This is a genomic window from Sedimentibacter sp. B4 (assembly GCF_000309315.1).
Lineage (GTDB): Bacteria > Bacillota > Clostridia > Tissierellales > Sedimentibacteraceae > Sedimentibacter > Sedimentibacter saalensis.
On the sequence record NZ_CANG01000038.1, the window covers coordinates 181,970 to 203,836 of the forward strand.

At 34.7% G+C, this 21,867-nt stretch carries 18 protein-coding genes, 1 tRNA gene and 1 riboswitch; of the genes, 1 reads left to right on the top strand and 18 read right to left on the bottom strand.

What is annotated here, in order from left to right:
• Positions 1-15: 15 nt before the first annotated feature.
• From BN358_RS07990 to BN358_RS08005, 4 genes are all read right to left on the bottom strand, one after another.
• Positions 16-969, bottom strand: a complete 954-nt coding sequence (locus BN358_RS07990) for an ABC transporter substrate-binding protein (RefSeq protein WP_019228708.1) — start codon at positions 967-969, stop codon at positions 16-18.
• A 71-nt stretch (positions 970-1,040) separates the two neighbouring features.
• Positions 1,041-2,063 (bottom strand): ABC transporter substrate-binding protein, encoded by a 1,023-nt coding sequence (locus tag BN358_RS07995; RefSeq protein ID WP_019228709.1) that lies wholly within the window; start codon positions 2,061-2,063, stop codon positions 1,041-1,043.
• 342 nt (positions 2,064-2,405) lie between these two features.
• A complete protein-coding gene (locus tag BN358_RS08000) occupies positions 2,406-3,620 on the bottom strand; it encodes a CCA tRNA nucleotidyltransferase (protein WP_019228710.1) in 1,215 nt (404 codons plus the stop codon).
• 307 nt (positions 3,621-3,927) lie between these two features.
• Positions 3,928-5,295, bottom strand: a complete 1,368-nt coding sequence (locus tag BN358_RS08005) for a radical SAM protein (protein WP_040582215.1) — start codon at positions 5,293-5,295, stop codon at positions 3,928-3,930.
• Positions 5,296-5,466: 171 nt separating this feature from the next.
• Here BN358_RS08005 and BN358_RS08010 point away from each other — a divergent pair, with 171 nt between their 5' ends.
• On the top strand, positions 5,467-6,534 hold the full coding sequence (locus BN358_RS08010; RefSeq protein WP_019228712.1) for a hypothetical protein: 1,068 nt from the start codon (positions 5,467-5,469) through the stop codon (positions 6,532-6,534).
• Here the strand turns inward: BN358_RS08010 and BN358_RS08015 are convergent.
• The 14 genes from BN358_RS08015 to BN358_RS08080 all read right to left on the bottom strand — a co-directional run bounded on the left by BN358_RS08015 (position 6,524) and on the right by BN358_RS08080 (position 21,789).
• Entirely contained in the window at positions 6,524-7,054 is a 531-nt protein-coding gene (locus tag BN358_RS08015) for a TetR/AcrR family transcriptional regulator C-terminal domain-containing protein (RefSeq protein WP_019228713.1), read from the bottom strand. The two genes, BN358_RS08010 and BN358_RS08015, sit on opposite strands and share 11 nt — an antisense overlap.
• A 127-nt stretch (positions 7,055-7,181) precedes the next feature.
• Positions 7,182-9,095 carry an anaerobic carbon-monoxide dehydrogenase catalytic subunit gene (cooS, locus tag BN358_RS08020; protein ID WP_019228714.1) on the bottom strand — a complete coding sequence of 638 codons (1,914 nt, stop codon included), beginning with the start codon at positions 9,093-9,095 and terminating at the stop codon, positions 7,182-7,184.
• Positions 9,096-9,276: 181 nt separating this feature from the next.
• The gene (locus BN358_RS22815) at positions 9,277-11,169 is read right to left on the bottom strand and encodes a PAS domain-containing sensor histidine kinase (RefSeq protein ID WP_019228715.1); all 1,893 of its coding nucleotides are present in this window, start codon (positions 11,167-11,169) and stop codon (positions 9,277-9,279) included.
• A 184-nt stretch (positions 11,170-11,353) separates the two neighbouring features.
• Entirely contained in the window at positions 11,354-11,869 is a 516-nt protein-coding gene (locus tag BN358_RS08030; protein WP_019228716.1) for a hypothetical protein, read from the bottom strand.
• A gap of 240 nt (positions 11,870-12,109) precedes the next feature.
• Positions 12,110-13,468: an S-layer homology domain-containing protein gene (locus BN358_RS08035; RefSeq protein WP_019228717.1), complete on the bottom strand. Its 1,359-nt coding sequence runs from the start codon at positions 13,466-13,468 to the stop codon at positions 12,110-12,112.
• A 39-nt stretch (positions 13,469-13,507) separates the two neighbouring features.
• Complete coding sequence (locus tag BN358_RS08040) at positions 13,508-14,626, bottom strand: DUF5305 domain-containing protein (RefSeq protein ID WP_019228718.1); 1,119 nt, start codon at positions 14,624-14,626, stop codon at positions 13,508-13,510.
• A 103-nt stretch (positions 14,627-14,729) separates the two neighbouring features.
• A complete protein-coding gene (locus BN358_RS08045) occupies positions 14,730-15,497 on the bottom strand; it encodes a hypothetical protein (protein ID WP_019228719.1) in 768 nt (255 codons plus the stop codon).
• Positions 15,498-15,652: 155 nt separating this feature from the next.
• Entirely contained in the window at positions 15,653-16,867 is a 1,215-nt protein-coding gene (locus tag BN358_RS08050) for a signal peptidase I (RefSeq protein ID WP_019228720.1), read from the bottom strand.
• 47 nt (positions 16,868-16,914) lie between these two features.
• Positions 16,915-17,379, bottom strand: coding sequence for a hypothetical protein (locus BN358_RS08055; RefSeq protein WP_019228721.1), 465 nt, complete (start codon positions 17,377-17,379; stop codon positions 16,915-16,917).
• Between the two features lie 19 nt (positions 17,380-17,398).
• The gene (locus BN358_RS08060; protein ID WP_019228722.1) at positions 17,399-17,917 is read right to left on the bottom strand and encodes a hypothetical protein; all 519 of its coding nucleotides are present in this window, start codon (positions 17,915-17,917) and stop codon (positions 17,399-17,401) included.
• Between the two features lie 48 nt (positions 17,918-17,965).
• Positions 17,966-18,601 (bottom strand): response regulator transcription factor, encoded by a 636-nt coding sequence (locus BN358_RS08065; protein WP_019228723.1) that lies wholly within the window; start codon positions 18,599-18,601, stop codon positions 17,966-17,968.
• Positions 18,598-20,292, bottom strand: a complete 1,695-nt coding sequence (locus BN358_RS08070) for a sensor histidine kinase (protein WP_019228724.1) — start codon at positions 20,290-20,292, stop codon at positions 18,598-18,600. Before BN358_RS08070 ends, BN358_RS08065 begins: the two co-directional genes overlap by 4 nt.
• 64 nt (positions 20,293-20,356) lie before the next feature.
• A riboswitch (cyclic di-GMP riboswitch) is annotated at positions 20,357-20,440 on the bottom strand.
• A 224-nt stretch (positions 20,441-20,664) separates the two neighbouring features.
• Positions 20,665-20,754, bottom strand: a tRNA-Ser gene (locus BN358_RS08075).
• A gap of 162 nt (positions 20,755-20,916) precedes the next feature.
• A complete protein-coding gene (locus BN358_RS08080; RefSeq protein WP_019228725.1) occupies positions 20,917-21,789 on the bottom strand; it encodes a DegV family protein in 873 nt (290 codons plus the stop codon).
• Between the last annotated feature and the right edge of the window lie 78 nt (positions 21,790-21,867).

The following is a 21,867-nucleotide window of genomic DNA, read 5'->3' on the forward strand; positions in this document are numbered from 1 at the left end:
CTTCCTCCGATGTAATTATTCTACTGTCTCAAAATTCTTAAATATCTTGTCTGTAATTTCTGCTCCGAGACTTTTAGCTGTTGTAATATTCATAATTTTTTTGTATTCCTTAAGTGTCTCAACAGGAATTTCTGAAATTTCCTGACCGTCGATTATTCTCTTAACCATGTCTGCCACTTGTTTTCCAAGAACTGTGTAATCAACTCCCACTGTTGCATATCCGCCGTCTGCAACCATTGAATCAGCCCCTGTGTAAACAGGTACTCCTGCATTTATTGCTTCTGCAGACAGTACCGGCATGGCTGAAGCTACGGTGTTGTCTGTAGGAGTGAATATTGCATCAACCTTTCCTGCAAGAGATTGGGCAGCTTGCTGAAGTTCGCTTGAATTTGTTATAGTTGTTTCTATATATTCAATTCCTTTCTCCTCAAGATAGCTCTTAGCCTGATCTATGGCTGCTGCTGAATTAACTTCACCTGAATTGTATATGAAGCCGAATGTCTTTATTTCAGGAGTCAGTTCAAATGCAAGGTCAAATATTTGTTTTATATCAATGGCGTCACTGACTCCGGTAATGTTTCCTTCGGGCTTATTTAAATCTTTTACCAATCCTGCTTCAACCGGATAGCTTACAGCTGCAAACACTATGGGAATATCGCTTGTTGCCGCAGCGGCACTTTGAGCTGTTGATGTTGCTATAGGAACTATTACATCCATTCTTTCTCCAACGAACTGAGAAATTATTGTGTTTATGTTTGACGGATCTCCCTGAGCATCCTTGTAAGTTATTTCTACTTTATCCTTCAGTCCCTGCTCTTCAAGCCCTAATATGATAGATTCTCTTATTTGGTTTAAAGAAGGGTGTTCAACAGGCTGAATTATGCCAATCTTTATTTTTTCATTTGATGTTTCACTTGGTGCCTGAACTGTTTCGCCTTTTGCGGCGCAGCCTGTCAATACTGTTGTCAATATAAGTGCTGCTAATGTTATTGCTGAAATGTATTTTTTTTATTTTCATTTTGTCCTCCATTTTGTCTTTATTATTCAATAATTTTAAAATCTTTAATTGTTTCCTGATCAAGTTCCAAGCCAAGGGCTTTTGCTGTTGTCATGTTGATTATGTTTGAATACTGGTTTATAACTTCAACATGATTGTCAGATATTGACTGACCTTCTAGAATTCTAACAGCCATGTCTCCCACCTGTCTTCCAAGAACTTTGTAATCTATTCCCACTGTTGCAAAACCTCCGTCAATGACCATTGAATCTGCACCGGTGTAAACAGGAATCCCTGCCTTTATTGCTTCTGCTGAAAGTACCGGCATTGCTGAAGCTATGGTATTGTCATTAGGTACAAATATTGCATCAACCTTTCCCATCAGTGACTGTGCTGCCTGAAGAAGATCACTTGAATTTGTTATAGTTGCTTCAACATATTTAAGTCCGTTCTCGTCACAGTATGCTTTAGCTCTTTCGGTGCTGGCAACTGCATTTACTTCGCTGGTGTTGTAAATGAAGCCGTATGTCTTGACTTTTGGAGTCAGTTTCTGAGACAATTTGAATATGTCTTCTATGGCAATTGTATTTGAAACGCCTGTGATGTTTTTATCCGTAACATTCATGTCTTCCACAAGACCGGCCTTGACCGGATAGCTCACTGCTGCAAACACTATTGGGATGTCCTTTGTGGCTGCTGCCGCTGACTGAGCTGCTCCTGTAGCTATGGGAATTATCATGTCAACTTCATCCCCAACAAACTGGGATATTATTGTGTTAACATTAGCCGGGTCCCCTTGGGCATCCTTGTATATTATTTCAATGTTTTCTCCGATGTCTGATTCTTCAAGGCCTTTGATTGCATATTCTCTTATTTCATCAAGGGATGGATGATTTACTGCCTGAACAATTCCAACTCTTAATTTTTCTGTTTTAGCAGTTTCTGTTACCGCTGCTTGGTTATTTGTTTCTGTGTTTGTTTCTGCACTTTCTGCTTTTGTGCTGCAGCCTGTAAATAAAGTTGTTATCATTGCTGCTGAGATTAATAATGCCATAAATTTTTTCATATCTTTCTCCTGGAATTTTATTTACAAAAACAAAAAAACCTAGTCCTATGAAAAGGACAGGTATAATTCCTGCGGTACCACCTTAATTGACTGAAAATTCAATCCAACTTAACAAAAATGCCATCACATTTTCTGCTTTATAACGTAAGCTCACGTTTCAGATACTTGAGTACTACCTCTTTCACCTCACCCTCAGCGATCCACTTGCCATACTGCGTTCTGCCGGGTTCTCATCATCCCCTGCTCTCTGTGAGTGCACATATGGTTTAATCTTCGCTTCAACGGTTTTGTTTTTGTATTTTTTAGAGTTTAACACGGCTTTAAAAACTTGTCAACAGTATTTTATAATTTTTTATTATTCACATAGTCAAGAAGGACATCCTTTTTGTTTTCAAGCTCATCATCCATAACTTTTTCAAGCATTTCATCTAAGAGTTTCCCAACTCCCGGACCCTTTGGAATTCCTGCGGATATGAGGTCAGTTCCTTTAACTTCAAGATTGTTCAGGCTGTAGCACTGATTTTCACGAACAATTGTGTCCATGAGCACTTCTGCTTTTCTTAGGTATTTTTTTTCATCCTCAGGATATTTTAAACTTGCGTCCTTCAAATGGATGAGCAGCTTCATGTTGTCATATCCCATTTTATTGAGCCATTTTTTTATGGCTGGAATTTCCGGAACAATTTCTCCATCCATGTTTAATGTCAGCAGCTTTACCTTTTTTATTGTGTCATTGTCGCTTTTCATTTGCCTTAAAATTAGTTCTGCATCCATTCCATAGAACAGCAATGATAATTTTATTATTATGTTGTCCACAAGGGAAGCTGAATTTAATCTTTCTGTCCACAATTCACCCCTTAATTCAGAAATTTCAGGAATGAACACTTCAACCACATCCTTGTATTCAGACAGTATTTCACTGCATTTTACTCCATTTAACAATTTCATAAACTCGTTGTTTATTCTTTCAAATGATATGTTTTTGAGAAGATTTTTATTTTTATGTATGCTTTTTCTTGTGTCTTCTTCAACATTAAAACCAAGAACCGCTGCAAAACGCATGGCTCTTAAAATTCTGAGACCGTCCTCCTGAAATCTTTCATCAGGAACCCCAACACATTTTACAATCTTGTTTTTTATGTCCTCTATTCCTCCGAACAAGTCTACAATTCCTTCCTTGTTGTATGCAAGAGAATTCATTGTAAAATCCCTTCTCTTTAAATCCATTGATATCTTGTCTGTGAATGTAACCTCATCGGGCCTTCTGTTGTCGCTGTACTTTCCGTCAATGCGGTATGTTGTAATCTCAAGGTGCATTTTATTTATTATAACTGTTACGGTGCCGTGCTTGAGACCTGTGTTTATGGTTCTGTAATTTTTAAAACAGCTGCTTATTTCTTCAGGCAAAGCCGAAGTGGTTATGTCCCAGTCGGAAGGAACGCTTCCCAATATTGCATCTCTTACGCAGCCACCCACCACATATGCTTCATGGCCGCAGGATTTTAGAATATTAAGAGCCTTTTCGGCTTCTTCAGGCATTTTAATTTCAATATCCATGGTTCCTCCCTTTGCTTTTTACTATATTATAACCAAAAATAAGATTAAAGCAAACAAAAAGAACGCATATGCGTTCTTAAAACCATACAAACCTATTTACCATAAGCTGTAGGAGCTGCTCTTGTGTCCGCCCGTTGTTTTTTAATTTAATAATTTTGTTATCTCTGGGATGACAGTGTTCCTTCCCTCAAAATGAAATCGCAAAATGTTGATATATCAAGTCGTAGGGGCGAATCTTGTGTCCGCCTGTTGTTATAAATTCAACAATTTTGTTATCTCCGGGATGACAGTAGTCCTCCCCTACATTTTATTTTGCTGAATTGCAGCTTTCGCACGTACCGTGGGATTCTTCCCACAGTTCATCAGCAACTTTTTCCCAATTAATGGCTGCATTTTTGCATTTTGAGCTTAAATCCCTTACATTTTCAGGATTTTGCAGATCAGTTGATCTTGCGCCTGATTTTTCTACCATGTCTGTGAGCCTTCCCGGATTGTCCAGCAACGGGCAGGGCCTCAGGTGATTTCCATTGAATGGCTGATTTTTCTTGTACTGCATGAACAAAGGATTTTTGTATGCCTGAAGCAGTGTGCTTTCATGAATGTTTGTGTCAGAGTAGTGAATGAATGCACATGGCTCCACATCTCCGTTTGCATTGATGTGCAGGTAGCATCTGCCTCCGGCTATGCAGCCGTTTATATATTCTCCGTCATTCCAGAAATCAAGAGTGAACAACGGCTTTGTCTTTCTGAACTCTCTTATCTGACGGTACATGAACTCACGCTGGGGAGCGGTTGCAAGAAGTTCTGTGACAGCGTCCTTCCCTACAGGCATGTAAGTGAAGAACCATGCAAACTTAGCCCCCTTTTCTATCATGTCGTCAAAATACTCTTCGCTTCCAATGACATCTGTATTTTTGCTTGTATAGCAGCATGAAATTCCAAATGGAAGCCTCTTTTCCTTTAAAATTTCCATTGCTTTTGTAATTGCCATGTAAGTTCCTTCACCGCGCCTAAAGTCTGTTTCTTCTTCAAAACCTTCAACACTTATGGCAGGAATGAAGTTTTTTACCCTGAGCATTTCATCGGCAAACTCCTGGTCAATCAATGTGGAATTTGTAAATGCCAGGAATGTGCAGTCGCTGTGTTTTTCACATAAACTTATGATGTCTTTTTTTCTCACCAGCGGCTCTCCGCCTGAATAAATGTACATGTACGTTCCTAATTTTTTTCCCTGCTGTATTATGCTGTCAAGTGTTTCAAAATCCATGTTCAGTTTGTCACCGTATTCAGCAGCCCAGCATCCTGTGCAGTGCAGATTACAAGATGACGTTGGATCCATGAGTATTGCCCATGGAATATTGCAGTTGTTTTCTTCCCTTGATTTTTTCTGACGTCTTCCTCCGATTATGGTTGCATTGATTATGAAATTTTCAAATAATGTCTTTCTCACTTCCGAATCAATGTCTGTATACAAGCTCTTAACCAAACCATACCAGTTGCTGTGTGTATCTTCGAGCACTGCTTTCACGGCAGAAATCTGCCTTCCTGCTGTTTTTTCCTTGTCAAACTTCTCCACCCAGTCCAGAACTTTAGGAATATTGTTGTCAGGATCTTCATCCAGATAATCAAGAACTTTTTTCATCCCATAAACTTTGAGATTTTCAACCATGCTCATTTCACTCATATATATGCCCCCTAATTTATTATATTAATATTATATTATCGTCTTTAAAAACTATCATTAGACAAAACAATCATGTGTCTTAAAATACGACACATACATAACATTGTCTTATTTTTTGACATTTTTAAAATTTGTCTATATTGTATAAATTAAAAAGGTTATATGATTAAAGTAAAAAAGGTAAAAGATATGGATAATTACGAACTGACCTACGCTGTAATCAAGACTGCTGTTGAAAACGGCATAAGATATATACAGGACAATCCAAAACGCGGAGTAAGAAATTTGCTTGACCTTGGGGAATACTTTGCCAGGGGCAGATTTCAGAAGGAATTCTTTGAACTTGCCCACGGCATATTAAAAAATGAAGACAGTTATTATTATGACATCATAGAAAGTTTGATTAAAAACACAAGCCACAAAACTATTGCCGATTTCGGAATTAACATCGGCTTCAACAGCATGACATACGGTGCAAACATAATAAGAGAAAATGAAAAAAATTTCGGATATAACATTCCATGGGTTATAGTGTTCGACTTTGAAAAAAGTAATGTTGATCACATTTCAGTACATGAAGCAGACAGATTGATTCAAGAAGGGAAAAAAACAGGAATTTACAGCTACATGATGATGTTAGGAAAAAACATAGAAATTCTTTATGAAATGATTGCTGCAATTGAAAAAAACCGGGACTGTGCAATTGTGATTTTTATAGACCCCAGTATAATTGACGAAGAAACAGCAAAAAAATTAAGCAATCTTTCAAATCTTTGCATAAACGTGATTATTGGAAATGACTGCACTCTTACTGTTGAGAAAATAAACATACTTAGAAAATACAAGTGCTTTTGCGGTGGCTATATGTATTACAATGACAACAACGCTTCTGACATAATAAACGGTGTTGTTTCAAATAAATTGCTGTCTGCAAGCATGAACTTTGCCGTACTTGTCAAAGATCAGGAATGCAGCGTTGAAACTTCTGTAAAAGTTTTTGAATACATATACAATTCTAGAACCAGGACGAACCATCCTGTATGCCTCATGGATTTTTACGGTGACATTGCCAGAATAGACAGCATTATATCCGAAGAATCATTTTTCCTGAGCATAGATTCAAGGGGTCAGGCGACTGCTTCATCACTTTACGGTGCAAAGTCAGACTTAAACATCACTACATCATCTCTTGCAGATGTACTTAAAAACATACAGTCCATCACTCATTGATATACGCTGCAACTCCTTCAATGGCTGTTTTTATGAGTTCAACAAACTTCTCAGGAGGAATTGCTGCTCCTTCTGTGAGCCATCTTGATATGGAAACACGAATTGCATCTGCATAAAATGTGGCATAAAAATCTACATTTTTGTTGTTTTTGAATACATTGTTAAGCTGCACTGTCAGAATAGGATGCAATACTTCAATAAAATACTCAGAAAACGAATTTTGCCCTGTAACCTGAAATGCATTTTTGTAAAACACCTTATTTTCATAAAAAAATTCACATATTTTCTCTACAATTTCCCAGGAATGCAGAGGCACATCCTTGATGGTGACAATAAACTCCGTGTAATAAATCCAATTTACCAGGTCATATTTGTCTTTAAAATGATAATAAAAACTTTGCCTGTTCATATTGCATCCTTCCACTATGTCTCCTATGTTGATTTTTTTCATTGGGCGTTCTGCCATAAGGTTTTTCATGGACTCAGCCAGTGCTCGTTTTGTAATTTGAGAATCAGACATAATATCATTCCTTTCTAGGAAATAGCCGGATATTAATTATATCTATTTTATCACTGTTTTTAAAATATTTAAAGGATAAAAGCATAAAAAAGCCAATCAATCTTATAAAATTGATTGGCTGATTTTTTTACTTCAGTCCCATTTTTTGTCTTTTGCTGATAATGTGTTTTTCTATATCTGCTGCTGCCTGACGAGGATCATCTCCCAGTGCAACCTTTCCTCCGGTCAGCCCTTCAACATCCTCTGTAAGCAGCTTCACAAGACTTGGAGCACCTGTTATGAAAGGTGTAGGAGACAAATGTGTGTATGCACCGTAAGCAACTGCAAACAATCCATCTATTGTTGCTTTTTGCTCCATCCACTCAGGAGCAGTAACTGCTATTGGAAGATCTGAAATGTCAGCATCAAGAAAATCTGCCAGAGCTGTTACAAGCATTGATATTCTTCCTGTGTCCGTACATGTTCCAAAGCTTAACACCGGAGGAATTCCAAGAGCCTTGCAGACGCCTTTGAGACCTTCACCAGCCATTTCTACTGCATCAAGATTGCACATGCCTGCCACTTCAAGGCCGTGATTTCCGCAGCCTCCTGCTACGACAAGTATGTCTCTCTTGATGAGTTCTTTTGTTATGTTTACAGTGTTCCAGTCCTGAGGACCGTTTCTTAATGTTGAACAGTTAGCCAATGCAACAACACCCTTTATTTGTCCTTTTACAATAACGTCTACCAGGACATTCAAGTCATTTCCTATTGCCTTTAAAACTGCTTCAGTTGAAAAACCTGCTATGGCTTTCATTTTGTGCTGAGGAACCATTGGTTTGATTTTTCCGTGTCTTTTTTTGAAATTGTCAATTGCAATGTTGATGCAGTTTTCTGCCATCTCTTCTGCTTTTGCAGGATAGTAAGGCATTTTGTGCTCTGCTCCCGGTACTCCTATTATTGTGCTGACGCTCACAAGAGCTACCTGGTATTTCTCGGCGTACTGATCGATTGCAGGAGGAGAACAGTTTTCTTCCATTACAAGGGCATCAACTGTTCCTGTTGCAAGGAACGGTTCAATTGCAAGCCAGTTTCCCATAAGTCCAACAAAGACATCATCAACAGGAAATCTTTGAAGCATTTCCTGACCTGTTTCAATTGAACCTACAATGTGTATGCCTTTTGCTCTGGCTTTTCTTGCCCTTTCCTGATATTCAGGCATCTTAGCTTTCTGAAGAGCTGCAACTCCCACCCAAGGCTGATGACCGTTAAATGCAATATTTACATAGTCAGGATCCATTATTCCCAAATCCACATCAACTTCGTGAGGCATTGGAGTTCCGAATAAAATATCCTGCGTCATTTCAAGTCCTATTTGCGCTGTGTAAATGGTTGACAGCCCCAGGCGCAGAGCTTTTTTAGCCAATGACACATAATCGCCGTCAACATTTGTCAGACAGCTTGCAATGCAGTTTTCCACATCATGTTGTACTCCTGTGGGGTAAATGTTTAAATCTCTCCACAGCTGCTTTCTTTTTTTAGGTGCAAACGCCTCAACCATAATGCTCTCGCAGTCCGGATTAACTTTCATTTCCCTGTCAAGAAGTTCAGCAAGCTCAACAGCCATTTTATTTATGTCCTGGCTTGTGTTGATTCCTGTTTTTTCGCACATCCATTTCAATTTATCCGCATCTGTAATTTTAAAAGTTGTTTTTCCTTCACCTGTTGCTTTCAAAGTCCTGAAAGCTTCATAAGCGTGGTGACCATAAGTTGCAGCACCCATGATGTTTCTCATGAGAAGATTCCTCATTGCCATTGCATCTGGACCGATGCCGCACACGCCCTTAATGGCTCCTGCCTTGTCGCTTAATCTGCAGGGACCCTGAGTACAAAGCTGACAGCTTAACCCCTGCAGGCAGAAAGTACAGCGAATTTTTTCCTGCTCATCCCACCTGGAAAAAACGCTTGAAAGACCGTCTTCTTTGATTCTTATGAGCATTTCCTCCACAGAATCGTGGTAACTCACCCTGTCTTTTGGTTTTTCTAACATTGTTTCAGACATATTTTCCTCCATTTTGTGTTTATTGTTTAGGATGACCACATGCAAAAATAAAATACTTCAAAGTTGAATTTTGAATTTAATTTATTATTACTAAACAAACAAAAATGTCATTTCAGACAAAAAAATACCCGCCAATAATCTGACCGGTAGCGTTGATGTTTTAATTTGGAAGAATAGTATATCAATTATTCAAACTATATATGTCAGAAAATTCAATTTCAATCATGTCAATTTTATTCACTGCTGAAGAATAAACAAGATCAACTTCATTTTCTGCAATTTTAACAGGAAGTTCCACAGTAAATGTGCTTCCTTTACCTAATTCACTTTCAACAAATATATGCCCGTTGTGAAGTTCCACAAATTCCTTTACAAGGGGCAGACCGATGCCACTTCCCTCAACTTTCCTGGAAATGGATTTATCAGCCTGGTAGTATCTTTCAAATATGCAGTCAATATGCTTGTTGTCAATCCCTATACCAACATCACTTACCTTTATTTCAACAACATCTCCTTTGTCATGGAAGCTAACAACAATTGTGCTTTTATTTTCTGAAAATTTAATTGAGTTTGAAATCAAATTCAGCACTATTCGCTCAATTTTATCAGCATCGCACGCCATTGTCTTTTCTTCAACATCTGTGTTAAACTCGATTCGTATACCTTTTGATTTAAAGTGTTCAGAAACTGTCAATGTTATATTTTTTACTATATCAACTATATTTTCATTGTTTATGATAAAGTCCAGATAACCGGACCTGCATTTTGTCAAATCAGTTATGTTGTTTATGAGCCTTGTGAGCCTAAAGCAATTTTGTTTTATGATGTTGTTGTAAGTTGTAAATTTATCCGTGTCTATAAATGAGCTGCTGTTCAAATACATTTCCATAATCTGATTAGCAGAATAAATCACACTCAGGGGGGTCTTGAGTTCATGAGATGCATTGGCAAATATCTCATCCTGAACCTTAAGGGATGTTTTCATCTCCTCCTGCTTACTTATCAGCTTATCCTTTATCACCTGCTCTGTAATATCACGTATGCATATTAATGCCTTTGTAATGCTGCCATCATGATACACAGGGCTTCCGCTGAGGCTCAAGTAATATGTGCAGTGTGGCTTTTGTAATGAATACCTGAAGCAGCTTAATTTTTCTCCATTTAAAATTCTATTGGCAGGATGATTGTTAAAAGCAATATCATTTCCTTCAAAATCATACATGAGCAATTGTCCAGCCAATCCCAAGATATCATAATCTGATGATGAACACTTTGCAACACTGTTAAGTGCTTCAATTCCGTAATCTTTATCCACCATGAACAAGCTATCCGACATATTTTCAATTATTGCCTCAAGATTTTGTTTTTGTTCTTCTACAATTTTTCTCCTGATAACATCTTCCGTCACATCTGAAACAGTATAAACCACATACTTCACTTCACCCGATATGGCAATAGGAACCAAAGAAACATTCCAGTAGACATCAGATTGTTCAAAGGCCTTAAATTCTTTTGCAAAAAAAGGCATGCCTGTTTTAACAACATAAAAAAAGATTTCCTGGTAATTACTTTCATCAAACATTTCGGATATTTCCCTCAACCCTTTTCCGATGTAATCTCCTATGCTGCAGAAGGGAACATTTAAAATGTTCAAAAACTTTTCATTGGCCTGAAGTACAATGCCGTCATAAGCGCTGTACACTACAACGCCTAACTGATTATCCTTCAGAGTTGAAATTACATATGGCAGTGTTTCATAAACACCGGAGGTTTTCTTTTTATGGAAATAATAAATTTTTTCATTGTCAACCTCTTGTAACTTCCTGCTTACTACAACCTCAATGGGTTCTAACTCCTTTGTAAAAATGAACAGACTTTTACGAGATAACTTATATCCGCAAGCGACCTGCGATTCTGTTCTCAGCATTTTATTAATTTCATATGCTGTCTTTCCAAGAAGTTCACCTCTTGAATAACCTGTGAGCTTTTCAAATTCATGATTTACTCCAGATGCAATATTATCATTAAAACATAAAAATGGTTTTTGAATTCTTCTTTTAACTGCATAATTCATTATTGCATCTCCCCTTGCCGAATTGGGTCGTTTTTAGACCAACTATTATATTATATATTATAATTCGACTTTGTGAATTAATAATTTATTATCAAATTTCGACAAAAAAAGACAGTGAATAACTGTCTCAGACTAATGACAACCCTAATTTCCCATTCGTAGGGGCGGATCTTTATCCGCCCGTTTATTTTTTGCTCTTAATCTTAGCATACGCCGAACCTGGCTGAACAATATCTTTGTTTAGTCGCACCAATGTTTTTATATACTCCTGATTATTTAATCGTTCTAAAGATTCCGCAACTTCGCTTCTTAAATTCATTGGTTTTATCACTTTGAATGCAGCTGCAGTGATTACAATGGCCAAGGGAGCAATAAATTTGATGGCAGCAGCATCATCAACCTCCATATTCATGTTCCCAGACATTATTCTGGCTGCATAGCTTCCTAGAAGAATTGATAACAGCACTGAAGAGGCTATAGTTGAAAATGCAGAAGATAACCCCTTAAACAAAAGATTGGATGGTGACAAAAGTGCAGGTTCCTGGACACTGTCATCCAAGTAACTTTTTTTGCAATAGGGACATTCCCTTAGAGGATTCCCAAAATTTTTATTACTGTTGGTCTTAATAGTGTTTTTCTTGAATTTTGTTTCAATCATCTCATTGCAATGAGGACAATAGTTAGATTTATAAACGGACATTTGACACCTCTTATAATTAATAAGCCTTCAAAATTTTCAGGCATGTACAAATCTTCAATTTTATGATTAATACTGCCCTTCACAGTACCATAACCATTGTATCATTATATTTTGACTGCAGCGTATTGTCAACAAAATCTATAATCATAGGTTCTTTATTTGCTTGAATTAAAAATGGTCCTTTCACATAGCAAATCGTTCATATGAATGCAATTTACTATATCAAGAACCATTTATTTGTTATAAATCCAATGTTGGATAAATTATTTCAATCCATATTTCTGATGAATTTTCATCTCTTAAATAAATGTGACTGTTTATTGCTTCAACCATATCTTCATAATACCATGAGTCTGAAGTTAAATCAGGAAATACCTTTATGTTTTCTAATATATTATCCTTGTGTACATTTCTATTTAAAACATTATTTACAAGAGTGACAAATTCTGCTCTGGTTATAAACTGATCCGGCTTGAAGCTTCCATCAGGATAGCCCTTTACCCACCCCTTTGCTGCAGCCGAATTAATATATTCAATGGCCCAATGTTCATTAGTATCTGCGAAGCTGTTTTCTTCCAAAGGGCTTAATTTATCAAATCTTGATGCTACAGCAGATAGTTCTGCTCTTGTAATAGGGCTTCCGGGTTTAAAACTTCCATCCGGATAGCCTTCCAATATTTTTCCGTTACATAAAGAAGCAATATACTTAATTGACCATCTGTCATGACTTACATCAGAAAAGCTTTCATTTTCTGATAATATGCTTATTCTATACACAGGATCAAGAAGTCTGTAAAATACTGCTGCAACTTCTTCTCTTGTTACTAATCCTTCAGGTCTTACTGTATTGTCAGGGTAACCTTGAATATATTGATAATGATCCATCTTATTTAATTTATCTATTGGCACTAAAGAATCTTCAATTATTACAACTTCTTCCTCCTCATCGTCATCATAATTTCCATGGTCATTATATGATTCCTTTAAATTTATATATATTGGCATGTATGCTGTTACTGATTGCAGTTCATTTCCTGCGCCCAGGTCCATATGGAGTGAATATTTTAAATCAATAGTTTCACCTTTATTTAAACTGAACTTATCATTTGAAGCTAAGGAATACCCCGTATATTCAGAATTATCTGATTCGTATAAAATATTTTTAAGACTTGTATAATCAACTATTGTTTTATTAAAGTTAAACAATACACCTTTTTCTATTTTCAACTTAACATTATGTAAAAATGATGCTAACACTATGTTTTTTGGATAATTATTGCCTATTACCATATCATTAATACCTATGGCCAGATTATCAACATCTATATTTTTAAATTGATTTTGAATTCTGATGACACCATTTATTCCGCCAACACCATTTTCAGCATCAATTAATGTACTTGGATACAATTGACCATCAAAGAGATTTCCGTTTTGTGAAATACTTCCATTGCTGTTTATTGTAATCAGAACATTGGGATTGTTTTGTATAGTTGCGGAATAAGTGATTTCCATCATATTACTGGTTACAACTCCTCCTATTAAAACAATTACACAAATTCTCAATATTGTCATGAATAATTTATTTATGAATTTCAATTGATTCACTCCCTTTGATTTGATACGGTATAATTATTATTAATTAAGCTGTGATTCAGTCTTAATTTGTTCTGATATATTTTCAACCATTTGTATTTCAGTACCTTCGTCATGTTCAACATGCGAGTATTCTAAAACCAGCAAAAACACTTCATCATTGTCAGTTACATAGAATTTATTGATTTCCTTGTAGTTATGGCTATATTTATATAAAATAGTCTTTCCTGCATCATCAGCTATCTTTACTAAATCATCTATAGACTTTACTGTTATTGTGTTTGTTAAATCAATGTCTGAGCATAAGGCAACTAATCTGTCTCCGTGCTTTTTAAATATTTTATTTAACTCTTTTTCAAGTTCATCTTTATCAGGTGCTATATTGGTGAAAAATATTAATACTATTAATGAAATTAATGAAGCAGCTAGTATAAGTCCAAAAATTATAACTAAATTCTTATTTACCGGCAGCTGAACCTGAACAGTTTCTTCTATTGTACCGGGTTTATCTACTGTATTATTTCCTGATATCTCGAACATTGCAACATCTAAAGGAATTACCAAACTCGTTGTTATGGAATCGTCAACAGTGCCTTTATCAGTGGACCCTGAAAGATTAACATTCATCAATAATGATAAGTTAGTCTGGCAGTTGATTTTTGTTGTCTCTTTTATTTCCTTAACAAATGAATTGTATTCATTTAGATTAAGCTTTACATTTTCATTTATTAAAATTTTATTTTCATAAGAGTTAATTGTCCTGCCTGGTACAATAGTAAAATCCTTCTCCCAGACATTTTTAATTTCCTCAGATTCAATCACAAATCCTTGTACTTTAGCAATAATACTATAATCTGCTTTTATATTATCAGCCATGTCTCCTGCAAATTCATACTTTAATTTTGTATCTATATAATCAACAAATTCTGTAATATATAACTTCCCTTCTTCTAACATATCTTCACTATATAGTTTATTTGGCTTCAAATGCACTGAGTAATTAATAGCACCTTTGTTGATGTATGTATACAAAGCATTCTTTTGTTCTTGAAAACCCGGATTGTATACTTCATTGCAAATGAAATATGAAAATAGTATTGCTGTTATTATGAATATAAAAATCAATGTTTTTCTTGTGTTTTTAGTGAGTCTTAATTTCATATTTCTGCATCCCCCAGGCCTTAAATAAAAATACGTATAAAACCAAGAGAGAGAGAGAAAATACTCCCCTTGGTTTATTAAAAATGAATTGGTTTACAATATTCTATTGAGGCTTAACATCTTGACCAACAATACCCGGAATTTCTCCGTCTCCGCCATAATTATCATAGCCGTTTGCATTAGGATCTGAAGCCCATTGTTCCCAGTCAAATGTGATTTTGAATCTAACTGCTTGTTTTTGGAATTCATTTCCGGCACTTGGGTCTAATTTGAATTTTATACAGCCATCTTCAGTACCATCTCCAAGAGCAAACCATCCGTTCGGTTCAATTACTAAATTGTTAGATTTTGTATTAGCTACTAATGCCTTAAGAGCTGCAGGAAGTTTATACCAAGGATCCTTATTCCATTCAACATGTGCCCAATCATCTTGATCTCCGTCTCCATCTATATCAGCTTTCCATGAAGTCTGAGCTCTCAATAAATTGAACAATTCTTGATTTCCGCTTAAGTATTCAACTTTTACATCTTTTAAAACTGCAGGAATGGATCCATTATTAACCATAGTCATATCAACCTGTACTACTCCGCCTGGATACATGTCACTGAATTCTACTATTGCTTCATTGGCATTGAGTTTTTCTGCCCTAACCAGATTTGTCCAGTCATATGAATGCCACATAGGATCATGTTGTTCATTTTGCTTTTCATTATCACCTGTTCTGGTAGTAATTTTATCAATTGTCATATCAAAGTTACCTGTACTTACTTTTGTTGTCAAAAATACCTGGTCTGACCAAATTGCATATCCTGCACCCATCATCATTATTGCAACTGCCATAGTCAATGCAATTAATTTAGTTTTTTTCATTTTGCACTCTCCTTATAATTTGTAACCTATACGGTTTATAACTAAATTATATAGTTGTGCATAATTTCTTACTACACGCTAAGGTATACTTTTAGTTTGTATTTAAGTACCATGTTTGTAATTCTTTATTACCATTGACTACTACTTAAGTAGCATTAAAATACTATTTCTTCTATGGGTATTTCATTGTCACTTTTTATCAAAAGAGTCAGCCATCCGATTTTAGGAACAGTATATTTAATTGTTCCCTTAATATCCTGAGGATGGACTAATTCCACATCAGCTCCTGAGTTGTTATCCCCCTTAGTTTTATATACAAGTCCTTTATCATCTTTTTTAATTTCTATTATTCTGTGAGAAATTAAGACACCATCTCTTTGAAACTGTATTACATCATTTATTGAAAGTTTTTCTATGTCTTCCATGCAGGTTATTTTTTTTACCAAAATTATATCCCCAGGCTTTATTTGTGGTTCCATGCTTCCGGTAATTATAACTGAAGGATAAATCGGAAATACTCCAACAGTAAACCATATAATCAATATAGAAATAATACTTGTTACAATCCAGCTGAACAAATCTTCATCTTCATTATGATATTTCTTTTTTTCTTTAGAGTGATTTCCATAGGAAGATTGCAATGACATTAAAAAGAAAACCGGGCACATAATACCTATTAGTGCTGAGTTAATCCATTTTAAATTTGGAAGCACAGGTGACAGCCAATGAAACAATTGAGTAATGCCCAGGTATATGATCGATGAAGCAGGTCCTCCTAAATAAACAAGGTATGAAGCAAATAAATTATGTGAAAATTCAGGCGCAAAATATTCTGCTAAAAACAGTACGGCACTTTCCAAATTATTCAGTGCAACATATTTATTTATTGAAAAGGTTGTAACAGTCATACAAAAAGCAACAACAATAAAAATAAGTAAATTTTCTTTCTTAACAACACTGTTAATCAAGTAGCTTCTTATGATTTCTCTCCCGATCAAACATGATCCAACAGTTATAAAATTAATAAGAATGCCCTCTAAACTACGATTATATGGACTTTTCCCTAATCCATCAAAAAAACCGGCAAATAAATTAATAAGAATAAAAGCAATTCCAAAAATAAATGACCAAGTATAAATGAATTTTTTATATCTTAACTTTGCTTTTGATTTTATGCTTGGCAATCTCCAAACATAAACAGATATGCAACCCCATAATAATGGCTCTATAATATTTGAAGCTATTGAACGGTCTATACTTAATTTTGCCGAATAATTATCTAACATATATATAATTATTACTGTTCCTATAACAAAACTAATATTTAAAACTGAATTTCTTGTAGGCAGATATTTGCTGGAAGATAACATGCTCGTCCTCTTTTTGATAATATAATATAACTTTTAACTGTTAATTATCATTGGCTTGCGCTATTGTCAGGTTCAATGCTTGACTCTTGTGGTGCAGCACTTGATTTTTCTGTTTCTATGTCTTTTTCTTCAGGTTCATTGCCAGAATCCTTTGTTTCATTGTTTAAATTATCAATAATCGTATTATTAACTTCTGGCTCTGTAACTGCACTTTGATTTTGGTTTAAAATCATTTGTTCTTCAAGTAATTTTTGCTCTTCAAGTAATTTTTGCTCTTCAAGTAATTTTTGCTCTTCAAGTATTCTTTGTTGTTCTTCAAAAGCTTTTTGTGATTCTAATTCACTTTCCAATTCTTCAAGCTGCATTTTCATCGCTTCCAGTTTTTCAGGATCCGGAACTACATTTATACTGCCTATAATGTGTAAATCTTTTACCCAAAAACAATATCCAACTGTCAATAATGTTACAGAAATAAATATTGAAATAAAAATTATCATTAACTTACTTTTCATATATCCTCCATCACCATATTTATAAACCTTGTTCGAAACTTAGTTTGTACTCAAATTCATATTTTCTTTCTTTGCTATAAAGATTTATTTTTTCCTTAAGTATTTCTATTTGTTGCTCCAGGCTTAAAGATTCTTCATCAAGGGTGGAGAATGATTCATATAACTGCATTAGTTCTTCATCATTATTCGGACTGATATTTAGTGTAAAAGATTCCGTATTCTTATTGACATTTTTATTGATATTTAATTCTGAAACATTGCCGTTTTCTTCAAATAATTCATTAAAAACAGTTGGTATTGTGCCATTATCCATTATCTTAACCAATATATTCTCATTAAAATCAGGATAAACTTCACCTTTGACAATCAATGTATTGCCATCCTGAGATGGGGTTAATGATAATGCTCCATCCTTTACAGTATGAATATATTCAGAACTATCAATTATGAAAATCGGATCAATAAAGCCTGTTTTATAAGATAAATTAATTGTTGTATCATCATTCCAAGCAGCATAACCAACCCCTATTATGCTCATTGAGAAAATAATACATATAAAAATAAATTTTTTCTTAGCAATTTTATTTTACGCATTCACCATACCCCCATATAGATTGACTGCTTGATTTACTAGCAGTGCTGCTTGTGTTCTATGACTCAATTGAAGTTTTAATAATATACTGCTAACATGTTTTTTTACTGTGTGTTCAGATATAAATAACTTATTTGCTATTTCTCCATTGCTTAATCCTTTGCCAATTTCAACTAACACATCATATTCTCTGGGCGTCAATTCTGTAAAACAGTTAGATAATGTACTTTCCACCTGATATTTCGTAATTTCCGGATCAATGAACTTCCTCCCTCTAAGAACAATATGTATTGCATACAGTATATCTTCAGAAAAAGCATCCTTTAATATGTAACCATCTACACCTTCTTCTTCTGACCTGATGAAATCTTCTTTTTTTACAGATGAAGTAAATATTAAAAATTTAGTAGTTGTTCCCTTAACTTTAGATCTTTTAATTATTTCCAATCCATCTTCCTTGCCTAAATTTAAATCAACTATAGCTAAATTTGGTTTTTTAGAATTAATTAATGAAAGTGCTTCATCTATGCACGAGGCTTCCATTACCACATCAATATCTTCATCACAAGAAAGTGTTGTTGAAATTCCTTTTCTCACCAATGGATGATCATCTACAACCAGTACGTTCATATTGCAGCTTCTCCTTTCAATAGCATATTAGGAAATGTAATTGTCAATTTAGTTCCATTCATACTTTCAATATTTATTTCTCCATGTAAAATTTTCGATAACTGATGAAGATTTTGTAAGCCTAATCCACTTGTTGAACTCGGTATCATCTCTTTTGTATCGAAACCTACTCCGTCATCAATTATGCTGAGAAGTGTTCTTTCAGCAGAAATATCCAATATAATTTCAATATTTCTTGCTTTTCCATGTCGAACTGCATTTCCTAATCCTTCACATATCATTCTATATAGTGCTTTCTTTTGTTCTGTTGTAAGAATTTCCAAACTTCCATAAATGCTGAATGGAATAGTGACATTATTAAATTTTTTTATGTCATCAACATATCTTTTTATGTCTGCACTAAAACTGCTGCTTCCCGTCTTCTTCCAGCTAAGACCATATATTTTATCTCTAAGTTCTTTCATTGTTAAATCAATAGTATTTCTGTAAACATTTAAATCTTCTTCAATATCTTTTATTTTACAAGAATTTAAATTTTTTATTGTTGAAAACATTCCACAGGATAAACTGAAGAGTCTTTGTAACACGCTGTCATGTATCTCATTGGCTATTCTATTTTGTTCTTCTGAAATAAGCAATCTTTCATTAACTTCTTCTAAAGTTAATCGTTCAAATGCATTAGACAGAAGTTCAGATAAAAATTGCAGCTGATAAGCACTGTTTTCATAAATTATACTTTCTTGATTTGTTGTAATTTCCATCCCTAGCAAACCATATGTTGAATAGTTGTTTCCAACATGCATAATTAAAAAATTAGCATCACACAGACATAACTCATATGGAACATTAAATTCAATATTGTCCATGTCTTTTAATATATGTTCTTCAATTGAGCGTAAATTATGGTAATTCTCATCAGATGAAAGTATTTTGCTATATTCAGCTGTTATGTCATAGTAAAAAACAACATTTGTTTTAGTAATTCTTTTAATGTGATCAAATGAAAGTTTTATTATTCCTTCTCTATTTCCTTGATTAGCTAAAATACTTACTGATTGATATAATTCCTTAATATGATCTAGGGATTCAAGTATCCTGACATTTGCTATTTTTAGCTGAATATTAGTTTCTTCAAGATTTTTGCTTGTTTCTTTAGTCTTATTAATGGAAATTACTATAACTTGAAAAGCAACAACTATCATAATAAAACTTAATAAAAGATTGGAGTCTTTAATTATAGATTCCGGAACGTATGTGCTATTATTTGTAAAATATTTCATAATTATTCCATAACATAAAAGGTATATTAAAAAAATCACCCAGCCAAAACCCTTTTTCAAAAATACAACGCTTATTAAAATTGTATTTAAACTATACCAAATGAATGGGCTGTTAATTCCACCCGTCGGCACCAAAAGCAATGTATTTCCCACAATTTCAATAACAAGTAAAATTTTAATGCTTTTTTGCGACTTTTCGTATATTGGGTACAAGTAAGATAAAATCACCGATGAAACAAAAATACACCCAATAATGACAATTTTTCTTATAAAGTCATGTCCTTGATTATTTAAAAAATAAAAAACAGATGTTATAATAAACGATATAAATCTATAAGAAACCAATATCTTTGATTCATCTGACTTATCCTTAAAAAAAGTTAAACTATTTTTTAATAATTTTGTATTCAATACAATCACCTTATAAAAGATATTTATTCTTTGCTGATTTATTTTGAACATAATAAAACCAACTAAATTAGTTGGCCGGTTGCACCACTTGCTCCATATGTCCCAGGTGCCCAGTTTTAGAACATACATCACAGCATCGCAATAATATTTTTTATTATAGCAACTGTGATATTTACAAATTGTCGTAATATGTTATTTAAGTTCAACTTATTAAATTTTAAAAAATAATTGGGGTATAATTTTAGCTTCTTTTACAACATTTTGTCGAAATACATCTAAAGAATAAAGCTTTTACAACAATATTTCCTAAAAACAAAAACCCGCCTCCTAAAGGATTGCGGGTATTTTACATTATATTATTTAATTTCATTTTGGCGGAGAAAGGGGGATTCGAACCCCCGATACAGTTTCCCGTATACACGCTTTCCAGGCGTGCTCCTTAAACCACTCGGACATCTCTCCACAGTGCCTTTCAGCAAAAGTAATTATATCCTAAACCATTGCCATATGTCAATGGTTTTTTAAGGTAAACAAGATGAGATCCTTCACTGTCGTTAGTATGACAGCATAATGGTTTGTCAAAAGTCTGAGAGAGCCATAGCTCTCTCGATTTACTTCCTATGCTTATCTCTTTGTTCCGAAGAAGAACAAAGTTATTCCACCCTGGCCCAGGTGCGAACCAATTATGGGACCTATGTCGTTGATAATTATTTCTTTTACACTGAAATTTTCTCTGACCATTTTAGCCAGATATTCTGCATCTTCCAGACAGTCGCAGTGGCCGATGAAAATGGTCTGTCCTTCCGGGTTCACGCATGTTTCTGTCATTTTGTCAAGAAGTGCTCCCAGAGATTTTTTTCTTCCCCTTACATTGTCAACAGCCATAAGCATTCCGTCATCGTCCACGTGAAGAATTGGCTTCACATTCAATGCAGTTCCTATGGTTGCTTTTACAGCGCTGATTCTTCCACCTCTTTTTAAGTGGTTAAGATCATCAACAGTGAACCAGTGGCATGTGTGCGGAATATTTTCAATTACCCAATCATGAACCTGATCCAGTGAATATCCGTCTCTTTTCAATTTTGCAGCAGAATATACCAACAGCCCTTGTCCTATGTTGGCGCTTTTGGTGTCTACACATTTTATAACTGATTCAGGATATTTTTCTTTAAGTTCTTCGGAAGCAATGAGAGATGCCTGGTAAGTGCCGCTTAGTCCTGATGAAAAACCAAGGTACAATATGTCATTTCCTTTTTCCAGTTCAGGTGAAAAATGCTCTTCAAATGTTTTTGAATTCACAAGAGCTGTTGTTGAACGCTCTCCATTTTTCAGTCTTTCATAAAAAACCTTTATATCCAGCTCCCTGTGGTCAGGATAATCCACATAACTTTCATTTTCAAAACCAAAAACCATGGGTATAACCTTAATGTCTAGTTCTTCAATTATATCAATCGGAAGGTCTGCAGTTGATTCTGTAAAAATTACATAATTTCTCATGTTTATATTCCCCTTCTGTATTCGCATTTTAAGTATCAGGATAATATTAGCATATTGTAATATTATTTTCAACAGATA

Excerpts from the sequence above, each read along its gene's own strand:
- BN358_RS07995 (WP_019228709.1), bottom strand. The coding sequence starts at position 2,063 with ATGAAAAAATTTATGGCATTATTAATCTCAGCAGCAATGATAACAACT.
- BN358_RS08000 (WP_019228710.1), bottom strand. The coding sequence starts at position 3,620 with ATGGATATTGAAATTAAAATGCCTGAAGAAGCCGAAAAGGCTCTTAAT.
- BN358_RS08005 (WP_040582215.1), bottom strand. The coding sequence starts at position 5,295 with ATGAGCATGGTTGAAAATCTCAAAGTTTATGGGATGAAAAAAGTTCTT.
- BN358_RS08010 (WP_019228712.1), top strand. The coding sequence starts at position 5,467 with ATGATTAAAGTAAAAAAGGTAAAAGATATGGATAATTACGAACTGACC.
- BN358_RS08015 (WP_019228713.1), bottom strand. The coding sequence starts at position 7,054 with ATGTCTGATTCTCAAATTACAAAACGAGCACTGGCTGAGTCCATGAAA.
- cooS (WP_019228714.1), bottom strand. The coding sequence starts at position 9,095 with ATGTCTGAAACAATGTTAGAAAAACCAAAAGACAGGGTGAGTTACCAC.
- BN358_RS22815 (WP_019228715.1), bottom strand. The coding sequence starts at position 11,169 with ATGAATTATGCAGTTAAAAGAAGAATTCAAAAACCATTTTTATGTTTT.
- BN358_RS08030 (WP_019228716.1), bottom strand. The coding sequence starts at position 11,869 with ATGTCCGTTTATAAATCTAACTATTGTCCTCATTGCAATGAGATGATT.
- BN358_RS08040 (WP_019228718.1), bottom strand. The coding sequence starts at position 14,626 with ATGAAATTAAGACTCACTAAAAACACAAGAAAAACATTGATTTTTATA.
- BN358_RS08045 (WP_019228719.1), bottom strand. The coding sequence starts at position 15,497 with ATGAAAAAAACTAAATTAATTGCATTGACTATGGCAGTTGCAATAATG.
- BN358_RS08050 (WP_019228720.1), bottom strand. The coding sequence starts at position 16,867 with ATGTTATCTTCCAGCAAATATCTGCCTACAAGAAATTCAGTTTTAAAT.
- BN358_RS08055 (WP_019228721.1), bottom strand. The coding sequence starts at position 17,379 with ATGAAAAGTAAGTTAATGATAATTTTTATTTCAATATTTATTTCTGTA.
- BN358_RS08060 (WP_019228722.1), bottom strand. The coding sequence starts at position 17,917 with ATGAGCATAATAGGGGTTGGTTATGCTGCTTGGAATGATGATACAACA.
- BN358_RS08065 (WP_019228723.1), bottom strand. The coding sequence starts at position 18,601 with ATGAACGTACTGGTTGTAGATGATCATCCATTGGTGAGAAAAGGAATT.
- BN358_RS08080 (WP_019228725.1), bottom strand. The coding sequence starts at position 21,789 with ATGAGAAATTATGTAATTTTTACAGAATCAACTGCAGACCTTCCGATT.